15 protein-coding genes and 2 pseudogenes are annotated in these 17,473 nt (G+C 73.2%); 11 read left to right on the forward strand and 6 right to left on the reverse strand.

Annotation, left to right across the window (positions count from 1 at the left end):
* Positions 1-158 precede the first annotated feature (158 nt).
* Positions 159-722: a hypothetical protein gene (locus ABT093_RS25950; RefSeq protein WP_350568588.1), complete on the forward strand. Its 564-nt coding sequence runs from the start codon at positions 159-161 to the stop codon at positions 720-722.
* A gap of 69 nt (positions 723-791) precedes the next feature.
* Here the strand turns inward: ABT093_RS25950 and ABT093_RS25955 are convergent, their stop codons facing one another.
* Complete coding sequence (locus ABT093_RS25955; protein ID WP_350568590.1) at positions 792-1,232, reverse strand: MarR family winged helix-turn-helix transcriptional regulator; 441 nt, start codon at positions 1,230-1,232, stop codon at positions 792-794.
* Between the two features lie 94 nt (positions 1,233-1,326).
* Between ABT093_RS25955 and ABT093_RS25960 the strand changes: the two genes are divergently transcribed.
* The 3 genes from ABT093_RS25960 to ABT093_RS25970 all read left to right on the forward strand — a co-directional run bounded on the left by ABT093_RS25960 (position 1,327) and on the right by ABT093_RS25970 (position 5,094).
* Positions 1,327-2,442: an ABC transporter substrate-binding protein gene (locus tag ABT093_RS25960; protein ID WP_350568592.1), complete on the forward strand. Its 1,116-nt coding sequence runs from the start codon at positions 1,327-1,329 to the stop codon at positions 2,440-2,442.
* Between the two features lie 196 nt (positions 2,443-2,638).
* Complete coding sequence (locus tag ABT093_RS25965) at positions 2,639-4,078, forward strand: APC family permease (RefSeq protein ID WP_350568593.1); 1,440 nt, start codon at positions 2,639-2,641, stop codon at positions 4,076-4,078.
* On the forward strand, positions 4,075-5,094 hold the full coding sequence (locus ABT093_RS25970; RefSeq protein WP_350568595.1) for an acetamidase/formamidase family protein: 1,020 nt from the start codon (positions 4,075-4,077) through the stop codon (positions 5,092-5,094). Before ABT093_RS25965 ends, ABT093_RS25970 begins: the two co-directional genes overlap by 4 nt.
* Positions 5,095-5,101: 7 nt before the next feature.
* Here ABT093_RS25970 and ABT093_RS25975 read toward each other — a convergent pair whose 3' ends face one another.
* On the reverse strand, positions 5,102-5,548 hold the full coding sequence (locus ABT093_RS25975) for an SgcJ/EcaC family oxidoreductase (RefSeq protein ID WP_350568596.1): 447 nt from the start codon (positions 5,546-5,548) through the stop codon (positions 5,102-5,104).
* 140 nt (positions 5,549-5,688) lie between these two features.
* Here ABT093_RS25975 and ABT093_RS25980 point away from each other — a divergent pair, with 140 nt between their 5' ends.
* Entirely contained in the window at positions 5,689-6,453 is a 765-nt protein-coding gene (locus ABT093_RS25980) for a MerR family transcriptional regulator (protein WP_350568597.1), read from the forward strand.
* Between the two features lie 325 nt (positions 6,454-6,778).
* Positions 6,779-7,825 (forward strand): isopenicillin N synthase family dioxygenase, encoded by a 1,047-nt coding sequence (locus tag ABT093_RS25985; RefSeq protein ID WP_502884317.1) that lies wholly within the window; start codon positions 6,779-6,781, stop codon positions 7,823-7,825.
* A gap of 104 nt (positions 7,826-7,929) precedes the next feature.
* Here ABT093_RS25985 and ABT093_RS25990 read toward each other — a convergent pair.
* Positions 7,930-8,091, reverse strand: a pseudogene (locus ABT093_RS25990) (transposase); the annotation flags it as partial.
* 399 nt (positions 8,092-8,490) lie between these two features.
* Positions 8,491-10,386, reverse strand: a complete 1,896-nt coding sequence (locus ABT093_RS25995; protein ID WP_350568599.1) for a CocE/NonD family hydrolase — start codon at positions 10,384-10,386, stop codon at positions 8,491-8,493.
* A 204-nt stretch (positions 10,387-10,590) separates the two neighbouring features.
* On the opposite strand from ABT093_RS25995, the gene ABT093_RS41030 reads away from it, so the two are divergent.
* Complete coding sequence (locus ABT093_RS41030) at positions 10,591-10,809, forward strand: transposase (RefSeq protein ID WP_502884318.1); 219 nt, start codon at positions 10,591-10,593, stop codon at positions 10,807-10,809.
* 3 nt (positions 10,810-10,812) lie between these two features.
* A pseudogene (locus ABT093_RS41035) lies at positions 10,813-11,370 on the forward strand (IS5 family transposase); the annotation flags it as partial.
* A 233-nt stretch (positions 11,371-11,603) separates the two neighbouring features.
* On the opposite strand, the gene ABT093_RS26005 reads toward ABT093_RS41035, so the two are convergent.
* A complete protein-coding gene (locus ABT093_RS26005) occupies positions 11,604-11,804 on the reverse strand; it encodes a hypothetical protein (protein ID WP_350568600.1) in 201 nt (66 codons plus the stop codon).
* Between the two features lie 328 nt (positions 11,805-12,132).
* Here ABT093_RS26005 and ABT093_RS26010 point away from each other — a divergent pair, with 328 nt between their 5' ends.
* The 3 genes from ABT093_RS26010 to ABT093_RS26020 all read left to right on the forward strand — a co-directional run bounded on the left by ABT093_RS26010 (position 12,133) and on the right by ABT093_RS26020 (position 15,266).
* Positions 12,133-12,954 carry an AfsR/SARP family transcriptional regulator gene (locus ABT093_RS26010; protein ID WP_350568601.1) on the forward strand — a complete coding sequence of 274 codons (822 nt, stop codon included), beginning with the start codon at positions 12,133-12,135 and terminating at the stop codon, positions 12,952-12,954.
* A gap of 4 nt (positions 12,955-12,958) precedes the next feature.
* On the forward strand, positions 12,959-14,428 hold the full coding sequence (locus tag ABT093_RS26015; RefSeq protein ID WP_350568662.1) for an AfsR/SARP family transcriptional regulator: 1,470 nt from the start codon (positions 12,959-12,961) through the stop codon (positions 14,426-14,428).
* A gap of 100 nt (positions 14,429-14,528) precedes the next feature.
* Positions 14,529-15,266 carry a MerR family transcriptional regulator gene (locus tag ABT093_RS26020; protein WP_350568603.1) on the forward strand — a complete coding sequence of 246 codons (738 nt, stop codon included), beginning with the start codon at positions 14,529-14,531 and terminating at the stop codon, positions 15,264-15,266.
* Here the strand turns inward: ABT093_RS26020 and ABT093_RS26025 are convergent, their stop codons facing one another.
* A complete protein-coding gene (locus ABT093_RS26025) occupies positions 15,267-17,444 on the reverse strand; it encodes a 3-hydroxyacyl-CoA dehydrogenase NAD-binding domain-containing protein (protein ID WP_350568604.1) in 2,178 nt (725 codons plus the stop codon). It abuts the gene before it with no gap.
* Positions 17,445-17,473 lie beyond the last annotated feature (29 nt).

The following is a 17,473-nucleotide window of genomic DNA, read 5'->3' on the forward strand; positions in this document are numbered from 1 at the left end:
GCCACCCCCATTCCTTCGTATACGCAGTCGTGCGAAGGCGCACAGGGCGGATCACCCGCCCCGGAGCCGGCGCGGATCGCGCGCCGGCCGGGCGACATCGAGGTGGCATGCGGCAGGAGAAGAGCAGGTGGGGGCGGGCGCCGGGCCGAGGAGCGGCCGTGCGCCCGGCCGGGGCGGGGCCGGACGGGGTTCGGCGGGCGGTGCGGCGCGCGCTCGCGGGCGCCGCGGTGGCCGTACTCGCCGTGGCGGTGCTCGGGGGCTGTTCATCGACCGGCGCCGACCAGCCGGCACCCCCGGGAAGTCCCGGTGCCAGGAAGCTGGAACCCGTGCTGAACGCCTTCGGGCTCGTGCTTCCGGACTGCCGGGTCGAGGACCTCCGGTTCGCGGGCACGGCGAGGCGGGGGGAGGAGAGGCTCGCCCTGAGGTTCCGGGCGCCGCACGACTGTGTCCAGGACTTCCTCAAGGCACAGCGGGCGGACGTCGCCCGCCCGCTGCACTGGACGCCGGGGCGGGAGAGGGAGACCAACGACGCCGGACTCCCCCCGATCCTCACGTCGCGGACCGACGAACTGGGGTGGACCTTCGACCCGGCGGTGGCGTACGAGGAGTACGTCGACACCGAGACGCCCAACGGGAGCCTGTTCCTCGTCCTGGTCGGACCGGGCGGCCCGACCGATCAGGTGTTCATGGACTCCGCGCGGGCGGGCCGCACGGTGGACTGACGCCGCGGCCCCGGGGGCCCGTCACCGGTCACCACCGGTGGCGGCCCCCCGGCGCTCCCGGGGCGGGAGCTACACCCCGGTGAGGTGGCGCAGCAGCGGGCCGGGGTCGTGGCTGCCGCACGCGGTGCGGACGGCGGCGTCGTGGGCGGCGGCCAGGGCGTCGAGGCGGGCGAGGCGGGTGTGGCCGAGCCGGGAGAGGTGGGCGGTGACGCGGCGGCGGTCCTGCTCGTCCTGGCGGCGGTAGACCCAGCCGGCCTCGGTGAGGGCGTCGACGATGCGGCTGAGGCTGGCCTGCGGGATGAGCAGGGCCTGCGCGAGGTCGCCCATCGAGCGGCCGGTGCCCTCGGTGAGCGCGCGCATGACGCGCCACTGGTCCAGGGTGCAGCCCTCGGCCTCCAGGCGGGCGGCGAGGTCACGGGCGAGGCGGCGCTGGGCGACGGTGAGGAGCTCGATCAGCAGGGGCTGGTCGGTGGCGACGGCGTCCGGGGCGGTGGTGGCTGGTGGTGTCATGGCCGTGTCTCGTTTCCCCGTCAGTGGTCCCGGTGGTTCCGGTCGTTCCGCCCTCGTTTGGCCGGATCGGCTGCCATGACGATACTCGCAAGCGATGAGCGCCGACGTGAAGCTGCTGGAGCCGCTCGACGCGCGGTTCCTCCCCCGGGAGGCGCCCGCGCTGCGGGTGGGCCTGGTCGTGCCGCAGTCCGGGCCGCTCGGCCTCACCGGGCCGTCGGCGCTGGACGGCGCCCTGCTGGCCGCGCACGAGGTGAACGCGGGCGGCGGCGTGCGCGGGCTGCCGCTGGAGCTGGTACTGGTGGACGGCGGCGGCGCCCCGGCGGCGGTGGCCCGGGAGGTGGCGCTGCTGCTGGACGCCGGGGCGGTGGACGCGGTGGCCGGCTGTCACTCCAGCGACGTGCACCGGGCCGTGGAGGCGGTGACCACCGGGCGGACCGCGTACGTGTTCACGCCGCCGCACGAGGGCGGCAACCGGCTGCCGGGAGTGCTCTGCACCGGGGCGACCCCGGCGCGCCAGCTGGAGGGGGTGGTGGAGCGGCTCACCGAGCGGCACCGGCTGCGGCGGTGGGCGCTGGTCGGCAACGACTACATCTGGCCGCACTCCGTGCACCGCGCGGCCGGGGCGGCGGTGGTCCGGGCCGGGGCGCGGGTGGTGCTGGAGCGGTACCTGCCGTTCGGGACGGCGGAGCGGGCGCTGGAGCCGCTGCTGGACGCGCTGCGCGCGGAGCGGGCGGACGCGCTGCTGCTGAGCCTGATCGGCGCCGACCTGGTGCGGTTCAAGCGGGCGCTGCGGCGCAGCGGACTGGACCGCCGGCTGGTGCGGCTGTCCGGCGCGCTGGAGGAGAACAGCCTGCTGGCGTACGGCGGGGACGGCACCGGCACGCTGTACGCCGCGATGCCCTCGTTCGCCTCCCTCCCGGAGGAGCGGCGGGTGCGGCTGGCGGAGCGGCACCGGGCGGTGTTCGGACCGTACGCGCCGGTGCTGGACGCCTACGCGGTCGGGTTGTACGACGGGCTGCACCTGCTGGCGGCGCTGGCGGCGCGCGGGGAGCTGGTCGCCGACGGCGGGCTGGGCCGGGCGGCGGCGCGGCTGCTGCGCGGGGACGGCGCGGCGGTGCGGCGGGCGTGGGCGCGGGCGCCGCTGGGGCCGGCCCGCGACGGGGTGCACCTGGCGCGGGCGGAGGGGCTGGGGTTCACGGTCCTGTCGTAGCGCGCGCCCGTGGCGTGCGCGGGGTGCCGGGGCACGGGCGCGCGGGGCACAGGGGTGCAGGGGTGCAGGGGTGCAGGGGCGCCCGCCATGTGGACGACACTCCCCAATACCCTTCCATTTGGAAATAACTGCCTCTAGGGTCTCCCCACCACCTCGGGTCGCCCCGCCACGGGTCGTCACGGAAGAGAGCCCCCACATGTCCGAAGCACCCGCCTCCCCCGCCGGCATCGAGAGCTACGGCTACGAACAGGAACTGCGCCGCAGTCTGCGCTTCACCGACCTGCTGGTCTACGGCCTGGTCTTCATGGTGCCGATCGCCCCCTTCGGCATCTTCGGCAGCGTCTTCCAGGGCTCGGGCGGCATGGTCGCTCTGGCCTACGCGCTCGGCATGGTCGCGATGATGTTCACCGCGCTCTCCTACGCGCAGATGTCCCGCGCCTTCCCGATGGCCGGCTCGGTGTACACCTACGCCGGACGCGGCATCGCGGCGCCGGTCGGCTTCCTGTCCGGCTGGATGATCCTGCTGGACTACGTGCTCGTCCCCGGCCTGCTCTACCTGATCGCCGGCGTGGCGATGAACTCGCTGGTGCCGGCGGTGCCGGTCTGGCTGTGGCTGGTCGGCTTCGTGCTGCTGAACACCGCCGTCAACTACCTCGGCGTGGAGATGACCTCGAAGGTCAACAAGGCCATGCTGATCGGCGAACTCGTCGTGCTGCTGGTGTTCGTCGGCTTCGGCCTGGCGGCGCTGGCCTCCGGCAAGGGCCGCGGCTTCGACTTCACACCGGTCTACAACTCCCAGACCTTCTCCTGGAGCCTGGTGTTCGGCGCGGTCTCGGTGGCGGTGCTGAGCTTTCTCGGCTTCGACGGCATCTCCACCCTCTCCGAGGAGAACCGGGACTCCGCCGAGGCCATCGGCCGCTCGATGATCGCCGCGCTGCTGCTGGCCGGCTCGCTGTTCATCGCGCAGACCTGGATCGCCTCGCTGCTCGTCCCGGACCCGGACGCGCTGGTCGCCGACGGCGACCCGGACGGCACCGCCTTCTACGACGCGGCGCGCGTCGCCGCCGGCGGCTGGCTCGCCACGGTGACCGCCGCCGCGACCGCCGTGGCCTGGGGCTTCGCCAACTCGCTGGTCGCCCAGGCGGCCACCTCGCGGCTGCTGTTCGCGATGGCCCGCGACCGGCAGCTGCCCGCGTTCCTCGCCAAGGTCCACCCGCGCCACCGCGTCCCGGTGAACGCCACCCTGCTGACGGCCGGCGTCTCGCTCGTGCTCGGCCTCTACACCGCCTCGCGCGAGGACGGCATCACGCTGCTGTCCACGCTGGTCAACTTCGGCGCGCTGACCACCTTCCTCGTCCTGCACGTGTCCGTGGTGGTGCACTACGTGTTCCGCCGCCGCAGCCGCGACTGGTGGCGCCATCTGATCGCCCCGGTCCTCGGCTTCGCCATCCTGGCGTACGTGGTCGTGAACGCCGACATCGCCGCCCAGCGGCTCGGCTTCGTCTGGCTGGCGATCGGCGGGCTCGTCCTGGCCGGGCTGCTGGCCTCCGGCCGCCGCCCGAACCTGGCCGCGGTGGCCACCGACGCCACCCCCGACCCCGCACCCGCCGCACCCGCCCGCAAGGAGAACCCGTGAGCCTGCCCGACGTCGTCACCCTCAACCCCACACCCGACGACTACGCCTACACCTTCGGCGGACGCGCCCCGCTGGTGACCGTCCGGCCCGGCACGGTGGTCGAGCTGACCACCGAGGACTGCTTCGGCGGCCGGGTCCGCGACTTCGCCGACCTGCCGAGCGCGGTCTGCGAGTTCCCCTACCTCAACCCGGTCACCGGGCCGATCGCGGTGGCCGGCGCCGAGCCCGGCGACACCCTGGCCGTGCACTTCGTGGAGATCACCCCGGCCCGCGACTGGGGCGTCTCCAGCACCTTCCCGCACTTCGGCGCGCTCACCGCCACCCACACCACCGCGATGCTGCACGCGCCGCTGGAGGAGCGGGTCTGGGTGTACGAGCTGGACACGGCGGCCGGCGTCTGCCGGTTCCGGGCCCGCAACAGCGACTTCACCGCCGAGCTCCCGCTGGACCCGATGCACGGCACGGTCGGCGTCGCCCCCGCGGGCGGCGAGACCCTGATGTCGATCACCCCGGGCGCGCACGGAGGCAACCTCGACACCCCCGAGATGCGGGCCGGCACCACCGCCTACTTCGGCGTCAACGTGCCCGGCGGCCTGCTCGCCATCGGCGACGGCCACGCCCGCCAGGGCGAGGGCGAGGTGTGCGGGACGGCGGTCGAGACGGCGATGCGCACCACCGTGGTGGTCGACCTCATCAAGGGCGGCGGCCCGGCCTGGCCCCGGCTGGAGAACGACCGGTACCTGATCTCCACCGGCTCGGCCCGGCCGCTGGAGGACGCCTTCCGGATCAGCCAGCACGATCTCGTCCGCTGGAGCGGCGAGTTGCTCGGCCTGGACCTGCTGGACGCCTACCAGCTGGTCAGCCAGGCCGGCCGGGCCCCGGCGGCCAACGTCTGCGACACCAACTACACGATGGCCGCCAAGCTGCCCAAGTCCCTCCTGGGCCGCACCCGGGCGTACGACGGCCTGCACGACCGGCTCCGGGAGACCGCCGCCACCTACCTGCGCGACCGTTGAAGAGGCGTCAGGTTCCCTGCACAACGGTGTTCTGATTGGCGGTGAGCAGCCACCGGCCGTTCTCCTTCGCCATGACGTACAGCGGGCTGCCCTCCTCCCCGATCTGCCCGCCGTCGCCGTCGAGGTAGCGCTGGCGCACCTTGACGGCGGCGACGTCGGGGCGGAGGAAGAGCACGTGCACCACCTCGTAGGTGGCGGTGCTGCCGCTCTCCGCGAAGGTCCCGGGCAGTACCTTGCGGGTGAACTCGGCGATCTCCTCCCGCCCGCGCAGCAGCAGGCCGTGGCCGGTGGTCCAGATCGCGTCGGCCCGGAACAGGCCGACGAACTCCTCGGTGAGCTCGTTGACCTGCGCGTGCTGCACGGTGGCGACGACCTGCTGGATGGCGGCGATCTCGGCCTCGGCGGAACCGGCGTTCATGAGGGCGTTCGTGGTGGCGCTCGTGGTCGCGTTCATGGAGACCATGATGGAATCTCAAGTCGGCTTGAGGTCAAGGCCGGACGCCTTCCGGGCTTGCGGTTGCCGCAACGGCAGCCTCTACCGTCCTGACCAGGGCCGGACGGACCGGCCCGGTGGGACACGTGAGGGAGAGCGGGATGGCTGCCTGGCCGATCGAGGAGGTCGCCCGGATGTCCGGGGTGACGGCCCGGACGCTGCGGCACTACGACGAGATCGCGCTGCTGCCACCCGCCCGGACGGGCGCCAACGGGCACCGCTACTACGGGGAGCCGGAGCTGCTGCGGCTCCAGCAGATCCTCGTGCTGCGGGCGCTCGGCCTGGGGCTGTCCGAGATCGGCCGCGTCCTGGCCACCCAGGTGGACGAGCTGGAGGCGCTGCGCGGCCACCACCGCCGGCTGCTCACCGAGCGCGACCGCCTGGACGAGCTGGCCGCGACGGTCGCCCGCACGATCACCGATCTGGAGCGATCCAGGAAGGACGGTACGCCGATGACCGCGATCAACCGGCCGGAGAACCTCTTCGAAGGGGTCCGGCCCGCCGACTACGAGGCGGGCATGCGCGCGTTCCCGGAGCTGGCCGAGGCCGCCGGGCGGGCCGTGGCGGCGATGACGCCGGAGGAGGTCGAGGCCGGGCAGCGCGAGCGCACCGCGCTGATGATCAGGCTCGCCGAGCTGATGGCGGCCGGGCTGCCGGTCGACGCCGAGGAGGTGCGGGCCGAGATCGCCGGACAGTACCGCGCGCTCACCGCCGTCCGGCCGGTCTCCGCCGCGGACTTCCGGGCGATGGGGCGGGCCTGCGTGGAGAACGAGCCGTGGCGGGCCGCCTACGAGTCGATCGCGCCGGGGCTGGCCGGCTACCAGCGGGACGCGATCGAGGCGTACGCGGCGACGCTGCCGGCCTGACCGACTCCGCCCGGGGCCCGGGGCCCGGGGGACGGGGTCCCGGGCGGAACGGGGGAAACAGGGGGAGGGGGAACGGGGGCGCCGCCACCATCCGAACGGGTGATCTAGGCTGGTGGGGTGCCCCTTCTCGTTCGCCGCCGCCACGTGGACCTGCTCCGCGTGACCAGCATGTCCTGTCGACGCTCCGGCTGAACCTCGTACCCCTCCCCTCAGCGCGGCCCGCAGCGGCCGTGTCCCCCTCCCGGCCCCGGGCACCCCCGCCGCACCAGGCGCGTCCCCGGCGTTCCCGGTCACCACCGGAGCCGGCCGGGACGAGACCCAGCGGATGTCACCCATGACGCAGCAGCACCAGTCCACCAGCCCCGCCGGGGCCCGCGTCGACGCCCTTCCGGTGATCGACCTCTCGCTCGCCGGCGGCAGCCCGGCGGACCGCACCCGCCTGCACGACGAGCTGCGGACCGCGGCCACCGGCGTCGGCTTCTTCCAGCTCGTCGGCCACGGGGTCACCCCGGCCGAGACGGCCGCCCTCACCGGCGCCATGCGGGCTTTCTTCGCCCTCCCCGAGGCCGAGCGCCTCGCCGTCGCCAACCTGCACTCCCCGCACTACCGCGGCTACACCCGCACCGGCGACGAGCGCACCGGCGGCAGCCGGGACTGGCGCGACCAGCTCGACATCGGCGCCGAGCTGCCCCCGCACGTGCCCGCCCCCGGCGAGCCCCCGTACTGGTGGCTGGAGGGCCCCAACCAGTGGCCCGCCGCGCTCCCGGAGCTGCGCACCGCCGCCCTGGCCTGGATCGACCGGCTCGGCGCGGTCGCCCGCACGCTGCTGCACGAACTCCTCGCCGCGATCGGCGCCCGCCCCGACTTCTACGACCCCGCCTTCGCCGGCCACCCCCACCTGCGGCTCAAGCTGGTCCGCTACCCCGGCACCGCACCCGACGGCGCCGCCCAGGGCGTCGGCGCGCACAAGGACTACGGCTTCATCACCCTGCTCCTCCAGGACACCGTCGGCGGCCTCCAGGTGCAGCGCCCGGACGGCTCCTTCCTGGACGTGCCGCCGCTGGAGGGCGCCTTCGTCGTCAACCTCGGCGAACTGCTGGAGGTCGCCACCGACGGTTACCTCAAGGCCACCAGCCACCGCGTGGTCAGCCCGCCCGGCGCCCGCGAGCGCTTCTCCGTCCCGTTCTTCTACAACCCCCGCCTGGACGCCCACATCGAGCCGCTGGACTTCCCGCTCGCCCACCACGCCCCCGGCGTCACCCAGGACCCGGCCAACCCCCTCCACGCCGATTTCGGCTTCAACGAGTGGAAGGGCTACACCCGCGCCCACCCCGAGGTCACCCGCCGCCACCACCCCGACCTCGCCGCCTGAGAAAGTGTTGGGTAATCGGGTGATCACTCGTTCTTGAGGTCGTCGGCGAGGCGGCGGGCTGCTTCGGTCTCGATGGGGCCGCCCGGTTCGATCTCCTCGCCGACGAGGCGGGCGGCCATGAGCCGGATCATGGCGACCTTGATCATCGCTTCGGCGTGCGCGGTCTTGCGCTCGTAGTCCCGTGCCAACCGTCTGCACCGTCCCAGCCAGGAGAATGTCCGCTCGACCACCCACCGGCGGGGCAGCACCCGGAACCCTTTCACATCCGCGTTGCGCGGCACCGCCACGACCGCCAGACCCTCGTGCTCCGCGGCCCAGCCGACCAGGCCGGCATCGACGACATTGACGTAGCCGCCGTCGACCCAGACCATCCCAGCGAGTAGCCGGGGGGAGTCTCACCCCCCGGCTCTCTCAGAACCGTGCTTGATCGTCTCCGATCACACGGCTCCCATCGTCCAGTCGTTCACGGTCAGGGCTTGGTGAGTTTCCAGTGGGCGAAGAGCCCTGGGTACACGCGCGGGTGCCTCCTCGTCGAAGAGACGGCTGATGAGAGCGGCGCGCCGCGCACGAGTACCATCGCCCCCCGGCTGCCAGGCGGTCACACTAGTGGATCATCCGCAGGAACATCACCGGGGTTTCAGAGTGGGATGCCGGGCCCGCCGGGGTCAGCCGACCACCGGCAGGTCCAGTGTCGAGGCCCGCCCGCCGCCGTGGCCGATCAGGTAGGCGGCCCGGCCGTCGGCCGGGAGCAGTTCGAAGGAGTCGGGGTTGGCGGCGGCGATGCTGAGCCGGATCCGGTCGCCCGCGCGGAACAGCGCCGAGACCGGCTGGAGGTCGATCACCACGCGCTGGGCGCGGCCCTGCGGGAAGGGTGCGGAGTCGGCGGCGGCGTAGGTCCGGGGCGTGCGCAGCCGGCGCCAGTCGGGGTTGTCGTCCCGGTCGGCCACGGCCCTTTCGGTGAGGGAGAGTTGGCCTTCGGTGAGGTAGGTGACGCGGCCGTCCGGGGCGACGTGCTCCAGGTAGGCGTGCAGCGCGCCCCGCTCGGAGCCGGCCAGACCGGTGACGTCGAGGGTGACCTTGGCGCTGCCGGTGATCCGGGTGTCCTCGGTCAGCGGGGCCGTGGTGTAGCTGAGCAGTTTGGCGTCCACGGCGGCGCGGTCGGGGTAGCTGACCTGATCGCCGCTGAGGTTGGTGTTCCAGCGGTCGAACTCCCCGGTGCCGGCGGTCGGGTCGAGGACCAGCCGGTCGGTTCCGGCGCGCTCCGGGCGGCGGCGGTCGAGGGTGTGGTCCTGGCCGAGGTGGAGCCGGCGGGTGCGGGTGCCGGCCACCGGCCAGCGGTCGGTGGTGCGCCAGGTGCCCTCGTTGAAGGTGTAGTAGTGCACCCGGCGGCGGCCGTCCGGGCGGGCTCCGTCGCGCACGTAGTGGTCGAAGAAGGCGACGACGCGCTGATCGTTCTCCTCGCGTTCGGCGGCGGTGACCGGGCGGGCCGGGCGGAACGGGTCGGCGAACCAGGTGGCGCTGTGGTTCCAGGGGCCGATCCAGTCGTCCTGGGTGTTGGACAGGGCGCTGAACTGGGAGAGCACGCCGTTGGCGGTGCCCGCGTCGAGCCAGCCCGCCCTGGTGAACACCGGCACGCCGCCCGCCTCGATGGCCTCGGTGCGCTCGGCGACGCTGCCGGCCTTCCAGGCCTTGGGCCCGTCCCGGTAGTCGCGGTGAGTACCGGCGCGCGCCATCTCGGTCTGATTGACGTTGCCGGCGTGCTCGGCCCGGGCGGCGGCCAGCAGGGCGGGGCCGTCCGGGCCGTCCACCGGGCGGGGGGTGACGCCGTGCAGTCCGACGAGGTCGCAAATCCTGCGGGTCTCCTCGTCGGTCTCGCAGGTGGTGCCGCCGGTGCCGTCGAGGATGCGCAGCAGCATCGCGTACGGGGCGAGCCGGGGTTCGATGAGCAGGCCGCCGGGGCGCGCCAGGTCCTCGTTGGCGTCGAAGTCGTAGGAGATCGGCGCGGCGGCGGCGATGTGGTGGTTGCCGAGGGAGGCCGTGAGCATGGCGGTGTCGCCGCCGTAGGAATCGCCGGTGGTGCCGACCCGGCCGTTGGACCAGGGCTGGGCGGCGATCCAGTCGCTGAGCGGGCCGGCGTCGGCGGCGGCCTCGTCGCTGGGCTCGGAGGTCAGGGTGCCGAAGGAGGCGCCGGTGCCGCGCAGGTCGGCGGTGACGTAAGCGTAGCCGCGGGCGGTCCAGCGGCGGGCGGCTTCGGTGATGCCTCCGCTCCGGCCGGCCTCCGCCCGGGCGCGCCAGTAGCGCTGCACGGTCAGGACGGTGGGCAGGTCGGCGCCGGCGCCCGGGGCGGTGCCGGCGGGGAGGTAGACGTCGACGGCGATGCGGACGCCGTCGGGCATGGTGACGTAGCGCGACTGGAGTCGGGGGTCGGCGTCCTCCTGCGGCGCCGCGGCGGCGGGGCCCGGGACGGCGGCGAGGGTGAGCGCGGCGGTGGCCGCGAGCACGGCGGCGAGCCGGCGGCGGGCGGCCGCGGGCGTGGTGGTGGGGCGGCTGGTCCTGCGCATGGTGCGGTGGTTCATCCGATGGCCTGGCCTCTCCTGGTACGACGGAGTTCCTGGCTCGCCCCCCTGCCTCCGATGGGACCACGGGCGGGCGGCGGGCCGCCATGGCCACCGACCCCGGGAGAACCCTGAGGGACGGCGGGGTCCCTCAGGGTTCTCCCTGAGAAAGTGTTGGGTGATTGATCAACTGCTTGGCGTGATGCGCTGGTGGTGATCTTCGCGGTCGAGGCGTCCGCGAAGATCACCACCATGTGTATCTGTGCGTGCAAGCCGTCCTACGGGTCGTCGTTGACGGATGCTCAGTGGGTGGTGATAGAGCCGTTGCTGCCGGTGCGGGATCCGCGCCGGGCGGGGCGGCCGTTGAAGGTTCCGCGTCGGCTGGTCGTGGACACGGTGTTGTACGTGCTGGTCAGTGGCTGTGCGTGACGGCTGGTTCCCCACGACCTCGCGCCGTGGGACGTGGCCTACCGCTGGTTCCGTGCGTGGACGGCGGACGGGACCTGGGACCGGGTTCACGATGCCCTGCGCGACCGGGTTCGGGTGGCGGACGGCCGCGACCCGCAGCCGTCGGCGGCGGTGCTGGATTCGCAGTCGGCCCGCAGTCACCAGGGCGGCGAGGCGATCGGCTACGACGCGGGCAAGCGTGTGCGGGGGCGCAAGCGGCACCTGCTGGTGGACACCTGCGGGCTCGTGCTGCGGGCGGTGGTGCACTCGGCCTCGGTGCAGGACCGGGCGGGCGCGAAGCTGGTCCTGGCCGGTATCAGGGAGGTGTTTCCGCAGGTCGGGATGGTCTGGGTCGACGGCGGCTACGTCAATGTCGTCGATGCCGGCCTGGTCGGCTGGGCCGCGGAGCACGAGGGTCTGGCGGTCGTGGCGGTGCCGCGCAACGCGGATGTGAAAGGGTTCCGGGTGCTGCCCCGCCGGTGGGTGGTCGAGCGGACATTCTCCTGGCTGGGACGGTGCAGACGGTTGGCACGGGACTACGAGCGCAAGACCGCGCCGAAGCGATGATCAAGGTCGCCATGATCCGGCTCATGGCCGCCCGCCTCGTCGGCGAGGAGATCGAACCGCGCGGCCCCATCGAGACCGAAGCAGCCCGCCGCCTCGCCGACGACCTCAAGAACGAGTGATCACCCGATTACCCAACACTTTCTGAGGCCGCGAGACCGCCCCGACCACCGTGCCCCGTCCCGGCCGCTGCCGGGACGGGGCACACGCGGTTACCGAATCGGCGGAACGGTGATCATCGCCCCCATCACGTAGAGGATGGCGGGCAGGGCCCCGAGCACGGCGGTGACGGCCGTGAGCACCATGACCGGGCGGCGCGCGTGGCGCAGAGCCCAGACCAAGAAGCCCACCAGCACGAAGAACGCCAGGGCGGTCGCCCCGGCCACGAGCAATGCAGAGATCTGCAGCCCCATAGCAACTCCAGTGGTGACGTGCCTAGTCCTGAAGCCGGACCCACGCCGAACGACACTCAGAACGTCCTCTTGGTAGGAGAGGTGGTCGAGTGACGCGGTCCAGCGATCTGACGATAGCTCAATTCGGGTGCCGCGCAATAGGCTTCAGCGCGCACAGAAGAGTGCGGGTATCCTCGGGCTACCACCCCCGAGGACCCCGCACCAAAGAACGGCAGGACTAGGCAAGTCACTCCGCTGCCACAGGATCCTTCCAGCCGATAAACGACCGATAAACGACCACCCTGCAATACCGCTTAACGGCCAATAAATGTGCGGCTACCATGCCGGTGTGACCGTTAATCAGTTCAGGATCCTCGGTCCGGTTTCGGCTCTTCACGGCGAAGCCGAGATCGCCGTCGGCCCGCCCCAGCGACGTGCGCTGTTCGGCCTGCTCCTGCTGGCCGAACAACAGAGCGTCACCGTCGCCCAACTGCAGGACCGCCTCTGGGGGCCGGAACGTCCCGCGAGTTGCATCACCGCGATCCAGGGCCATGTGCACCACCTCCGCAGGGCCATGCGAGAGACGGGCCGTCCGGCCGCCGGAGGCCCCGAACTCGTCTCCTATCCCGGGCATTCACGGGAACAGGCCAGCTACGCGCTCCTCACCGCCCCAGCGACCGTCGACTTCCAGGAAGCCCGCCGACTCGCCGCCGAAGGCCGCGACCACCTGCTCCGCCACGCCTACAAACCCGCCCTCGCCTCCTGCCGCCGGGCCCTGTCCCTCTGGCGCGGCGAGCCGCTCGCAGGTCTGCCCATGACGTCGTACCTGACCATCGCCCGCAACGGGCTCAACGAGATGCGCCGGAGCCTGCGTCACCAGGCCGCCCGGGCCGAGCTCGCGCTGGGGCGCCCGGCCATTGCCGTCGAGGGGCTGCAACAGCTCTGGAACGAAGAGCCGCAGGACGAACACACCGCCGTCGTCCTGTCCGTGGCACTGTGCCGGGCAGGGGCACCGTCCAGGGCGTTGGCCATCATCGACGGCCAGCTGGAGCGTTGGAGGGCCCAGTACGGGATGACACCGCCCGACATGGTCCAGCACCGGAACCGCATCCTTGCCGGCACGTTCGACGCGGCACGGGACTTCGACCACACGGCAGAACCGTGGTGGTGACCACATGACCGTCGAGGCAAGAGTGCTGGGCCCGGTCCGCATCATCGTCGACGGCACGGATGTCACCCCGACGGGAACCCGCGCCAGGACCCTCCTCGCCGCACTCATGTCGGAGCCGGGTACGCCGGTTCCCACAAGCCGACTCATCGGCGATCTCTGGGGCTCCCGGCCCCCACGGGATGCGCCCGGTCAGCTGATGAGCCACGTCTCCCGGCTAAGGCGCCGGCTCGCGGAGGCGGGGGACGCCGCGCCGGCCGTCGTCCACCGACACAAGGCCTACCTCCTGGCCATCGAAGCGGGGCAGCTCGACGCCGACCTGTTCACCGACCTCGTCGGCCGGGGGCGGTCGGAGCTCGCGCACGGGAGGGCCACCGAGGCGCACCGGCTCCTGGTCCGGGCGCTGGTCCTGTGGCGGGGCGACGCCTTCACCGGCGTGCCCCTGCACGGAAGGCTCGCGGAGCAGAAGCGCCACCTGCAGCAGGCGCACACCGCCGCGCTCGCCCTGCGCGTCGAAGCCGAACAGGAGCTCCGGCCGTTCCCCGACCTGACCCACCTCAACGCCCCCTTCACCGCCACCTCGAAGAGCCGGTCCTCCCGCACCCCGGCCACGTCCCCCGCCCCGCGCGCCGCCGACCGCCCGGAGACGCCGCGCCGCGCCGGTGCGGACGACCAGCAGCCGGTCATCCGCCTCCTGGGAAGACCCCGGATCCGCCGCGAAGCGGAGGAGGTCCGCGCGGGGTCGCCCGGTCAGGCCGCTGTGCTCGCCATGCTCGCCGACCGGCCGGGAGCGCCGGTCGCAACGGATGAGCTCATCGACGGCCTCTGGGGCGAACAGCCGCCCGGAAGCGCCATGGCGATCATCCGGAACTACGTGTCCCGGCTGAGGCCCTTGCTGCGCCACGCCAGGACACCCGGGATCGCCGACATCCTGGTCCACCATGCCGGCGCATACACCCTGCACGTCGCGCCCAAGGCTGTCGACGTCCCTCTCGTGACGACCCGCGCCCGTGAAGCCTCCGCCGCCCTGTCCGCCGGCGACCCCGCCCGCGCCAGGGAACTGGCCGCCGCCGGACTCGCGTTGTGGACCGGGCGTGCCCTCGTGGGCGTGCCGGGCCCGTTCGCCGACCAGCGACGCCTCGCCCTCCACGAAGAGCTCACGAGACTGCAGGTCCTCCATGCCGAGGCCGGCATCGACCTGGGCCTCGTCGAGGACGCCGTGGCCTCGCTGACCACGCTCTCCGCCGAGCATCCACTTCACGAAGCCGTCGCCGCATTGCTCATGCGCGCGCTGTTCCTGGCCGGACGCCGCGACGACGCCCTCGCCCACCACGCCTTCACAGCCCGGATCCTGGGCGAGGAACTGGGAGTCGACCCGGGCGACGCGCTCACCTCGATACGCGATCGCATCACGGCCGCCGCGTCGGAGCCGAGACCGTCGTCCAGGAAACGGCGCCAGCTCGATTCCCGGCCTTAGGGCACGAAGCCCTGACGAAGCCCGGCCGCGTGGACCCGGTGGGACAGTGGTGTCACACTGCTGGTGTCACAGTGGTGGTGCTACGGGACGGGAGGCGGGGGTGGAGGTGCGGCTGACGGTGGACGAGTTGGCGGCGCGGGCGGGGGTGACGGTGCGGACGGTGCGGTTCTACGGGACGAAGGGGCTGCTGCCGCCGCCGGTGCTGGGGGCCCGGCGGGTGGGGTGGTACGGGGCGGAGCACCTGGACCGGCTGGGGCTGATCGAGGAGCTGCAGCGCCAGGGGCTGACGCTGGCGGCGATCGAGCGGTACCTGGCGCGGCTGCCGCGGGAGACGACGCCGCTGGACCTCGCGATCCACCGGGCGCTGGTGGCGTCCTGGACACCGGAGACGCCGGAGGAGGCGGGCCGCGGGGAGGTGGAGCGGCGGGCCGGACGGCGGCTGTCGGAGGAGCAGCTGGACCGGCTGGCCGCGATGGGGGCGCTGGAGCGGACGGCGGACCCGGAGGTGTTCCGGGTGGACCAGGGGCTGCTGCCGCTGGGGGTGCGGATCCTGGACGTGCCGATCCCGCTGGAGACGCTGCTGGCGGCGCGCGCCGTGGTGGTGGAGCACAGCCGGGCGACGGCGCGGGAGCTGCACCGGCTGTTCCGGGAGACGGTGTGGAAGCCGTACCGGGAGAGCGAGCCGGCGCCGGACGACGTGGAGCGGATGAAGGCGCTCACCGACCACATCCAGCCGATGGTGGCGCAGGCGCTGGTCACGGCGTTCCAGCGGTCGTTGCGGGAGGAGCTGGGCGAGGCGGCCGCCGAGGAGCGGCGGGCCGCCCCGCCCGAGCGGTGATCAGTCCGTGAAGGTGCGCCCCTCGGCGGCGATCCGCTCCAGCAGGGCGGGCGGCGCGAACCGCTCGCCGTACGCGGCGGCGAGCTCGCGGGCCCGCGCCGCGAAGCCGGCCGGGCCGCCCGGGTAGCCGTTGACGTACTGCAGCACGCCGCCGGTCCAGGCCGGGAAGCCGATGCCGAGGATGGAGCCGACGTTGGCGTCCGCGACGGAGGTGAGCACGCCCTCCTCCAGGCAGCGCACCGAGTCCAGGGCCTCGCTGAAGAGCATCCGCTCCTTGAGGTCCTCGAACGGCACGGAGACGTCCGGGCGCGTGAAGTGCTCGCGCAGGCCCGGCCAGAGGCGCCCGCGGGTACCGTTCTCGTCGTAGTCGTAGAAGCCGGCGCCGCCGCTGCGGCCGGGGCGGCCGAACTCGTCGACCATCCGGTCCACCACCGCGTCCGCCGGGTGGGCGGTCCACTCGCCACCGGAGGCCTCGACGGCGCGCCGGTACTCGTCGCGGATCCTGCGCGGCAGGGTGAGGGTCAGCTCGTCGAGCAGCGAGAGCACCTTGGCCGGGTAGCCCGCCTGGGCGGCGGCCTGCTCGACGCTGGCCGGGTCGACGCCCTCGCCGATCATGGCGACGCCCTCGTTGATGAACTGGCCGATCACCCGCGAGGTGAAGAAGCCGCGCGAGTCGTTGACCACGATCGGGGTCCTGGCGATCTGCCGGACCAGGTCGAAGGCGCGGGCCAGCGCCTCGTCCCCGGTCCGCGGGCCGCGGATGATCTCCACCAGCTGCATCTTGTCGACCGGCGAGAAGAAGTGCAGGCCGATGAAGTCGGCGGTGCGCCGCACGCCCTCGGCGAGCAGGCCGATCGGCAGGGTGGAGGTGTTGGAGCAGAGCAGGGCGTCCGGCGCGACGACGCCCTCGATCTCCTGGAACACCTTGTGCTTCAGCTCGGGGTTCTCGAAGACCGCCTCGATCACCGCGTCGCAGCCGGCCAGGTCGGCGGCCTCGGCGGTGGGGGTGATCCGGGCGAGCAGTTCGTCGCGCTGCGCCCCGGTGCTGCGCCCGCGGGCCACCGCCTTCGCCAACAGGCCCTCGGAGTAGGCCTTTCCGCGCTCGGCGGCCTCCAGGGTGACGTCCTTGAGCAGCACCTCGATGCCGGCCTTGGCGCAGGCGTGGGCGATGCCGGCGCCCATCATGCCGGCACCGAGCACGGCGACCTTGCGGACCGTCCGCTTCTCCACCGAAGCGGGCCGCCCGGCACCGGAGTTGACCGCCTGGAGGTCGAAGAAGAGCGCCTGGATCATGTTCGTGCTGGTCTGCCCGCAGGCCAGCTCGGTGAAGTAGCGGGCCTCGACCGCCATCGCCGTGTCGACGTCCACCTGGGCGCTCTCGACGGCGGCGGCGAGCACGTTGCGCGGCGCCGGGTAGGGGGCGCCGGCCAGTTGCTTGCGCAGGTTGGCCGGGAAGGCCGGCAGGTTGGCGGCGAAGGCCGGGGGGCTGGGGGTGCCGCCGGGGATCTTGTACCCCTTGACGTCCCAGGGCTGGACGGGGGCCGGGTTGGCCTCGATCCAGGCCCGCGCCCGGGCGGTCAACTCCTCCGGAGTGTCGACGAGTTCGTGGACCAGTCCGTGCTCCAGGGCCTGCGCCGGGCGGTACTGGCGGCCCTGCAGCAGGAACTTCAGCAGGGCGTCGGTGATGCCGAACAGCCGCACGGTGCGGACGATCCCGCCGCCGCCGGGGAGCAAGCCGAGGGTGACCTCGGGCAGGCCGATCCGGCTGGCGGGGGTGTCCAGGGCGATCCGGTGGTGACAGGCGAGGGCCAGCTCCAGGCCGCCGCCGAGCGCGCTGCCGTTGACCGCGGCGACGACCGGCTTGCCGAGGGTCTCCAGGGTGCGCAGGGCGCGCTTGATCCGCATCGACTTCTCGAAGACGGCGGCGGCGTCCCCGGGGCCGGCGGCCGAGAGCATCCGCAGGTCGCCGCCGGCGAAGAAGGTCTTCTTGGCGGAGGTGACGACCACGCCGCGCAGCCCGCCGGCCGCGGCGAGGGCGGCCAGCCGGGCCACGACGGCCTCGAAGTCGGCGGTGAACGCCTCGTTCATGGTGTTCACCGACTGGGCCGGGTCGTCGAGGACGAGGGTGACCACGCCGTCCTGGTCCTGCTCCCAGCGGATGGTGGTGGTGTCGCTCATGGGTTCTGGTCTCCGGAGGAGGTGGGGAG

It is taken from the genome of Kitasatospora sp. NPDC002551 (genome assembly GCF_040296005.1).
Taxonomy (GTDB): domain Bacteria; phylum Actinomycetota; class Actinomycetes; order Streptomycetales; family Streptomycetaceae; genus Kitasatospora.

What these genes read in the sequence shown, in the direction of transcription:
- ABT093_RS25965 (WP_350568593.1), top strand. Translation starts at nt 2,639, where the DNA reads ATGTCCGAAGCACCCGCCTCCCCCGCCGGCATCGAGAGCTACGGCTAC.
- ABT093_RS25960 (WP_350568592.1), top strand. Translation starts at nt 1,327, where the DNA reads ATGAGCGCCGACGTGAAGCTGCTGGAGCCGCTCGACGCGCGGTTCCTC.
- ABT093_RS25975 (WP_350568596.1), bottom strand. Translation starts at nt 5,548, where the DNA reads ATGAACGCGACCACGAGCGCCACCACGAACGCCCTCATGAACGCCGGT.
- ABT093_RS26005 (WP_350568600.1), bottom strand. Translation starts at nt 11,804, where the DNA reads ATGGGGCTGCAGATCTCTGCATTGCTCGTGGCCGGGGCGACCGCCCTG.
- ABT093_RS25995 (WP_350568599.1), bottom strand. Translation starts at nt 10,386, where the DNA reads ATGCGCAGGACCAGCCGCCCCACCACCACGCCCGCGGCCGCCCGCCGC.
- ABT093_RS25980 (WP_350568597.1), top strand. Translation starts at nt 5,689, where the DNA reads ATGGCTGCCTGGCCGATCGAGGAGGTCGCCCGGATGTCCGGGGTGACG.
- ABT093_RS25985 (WP_502884317.1), top strand. Translation starts at nt 6,779, where the DNA reads ATGTCACCCATGACGCAGCAGCACCAGTCCACCAGCCCCGCCGGGGCC.
- ABT093_RS26025 (WP_350568604.1), bottom strand. Translation starts at nt 17,444, where the DNA reads ATGAGCGACACCACCACCATCCGCTGGGAGCAGGACCAGGACGGCGTG.
- ABT093_RS26015 (WP_350568662.1), top strand. Translation starts at nt 12,959, where the DNA reads ATGACCGTCGAGGCAAGAGTGCTGGGCCCGGTCCGCATCATCGTCGAC.
- ABT093_RS25955 (WP_350568590.1), bottom strand. Translation starts at nt 1,232, where the DNA reads ATGACACCACCAGCCACCACCGCCCCGGACGCCGTCGCCACCGACCAG.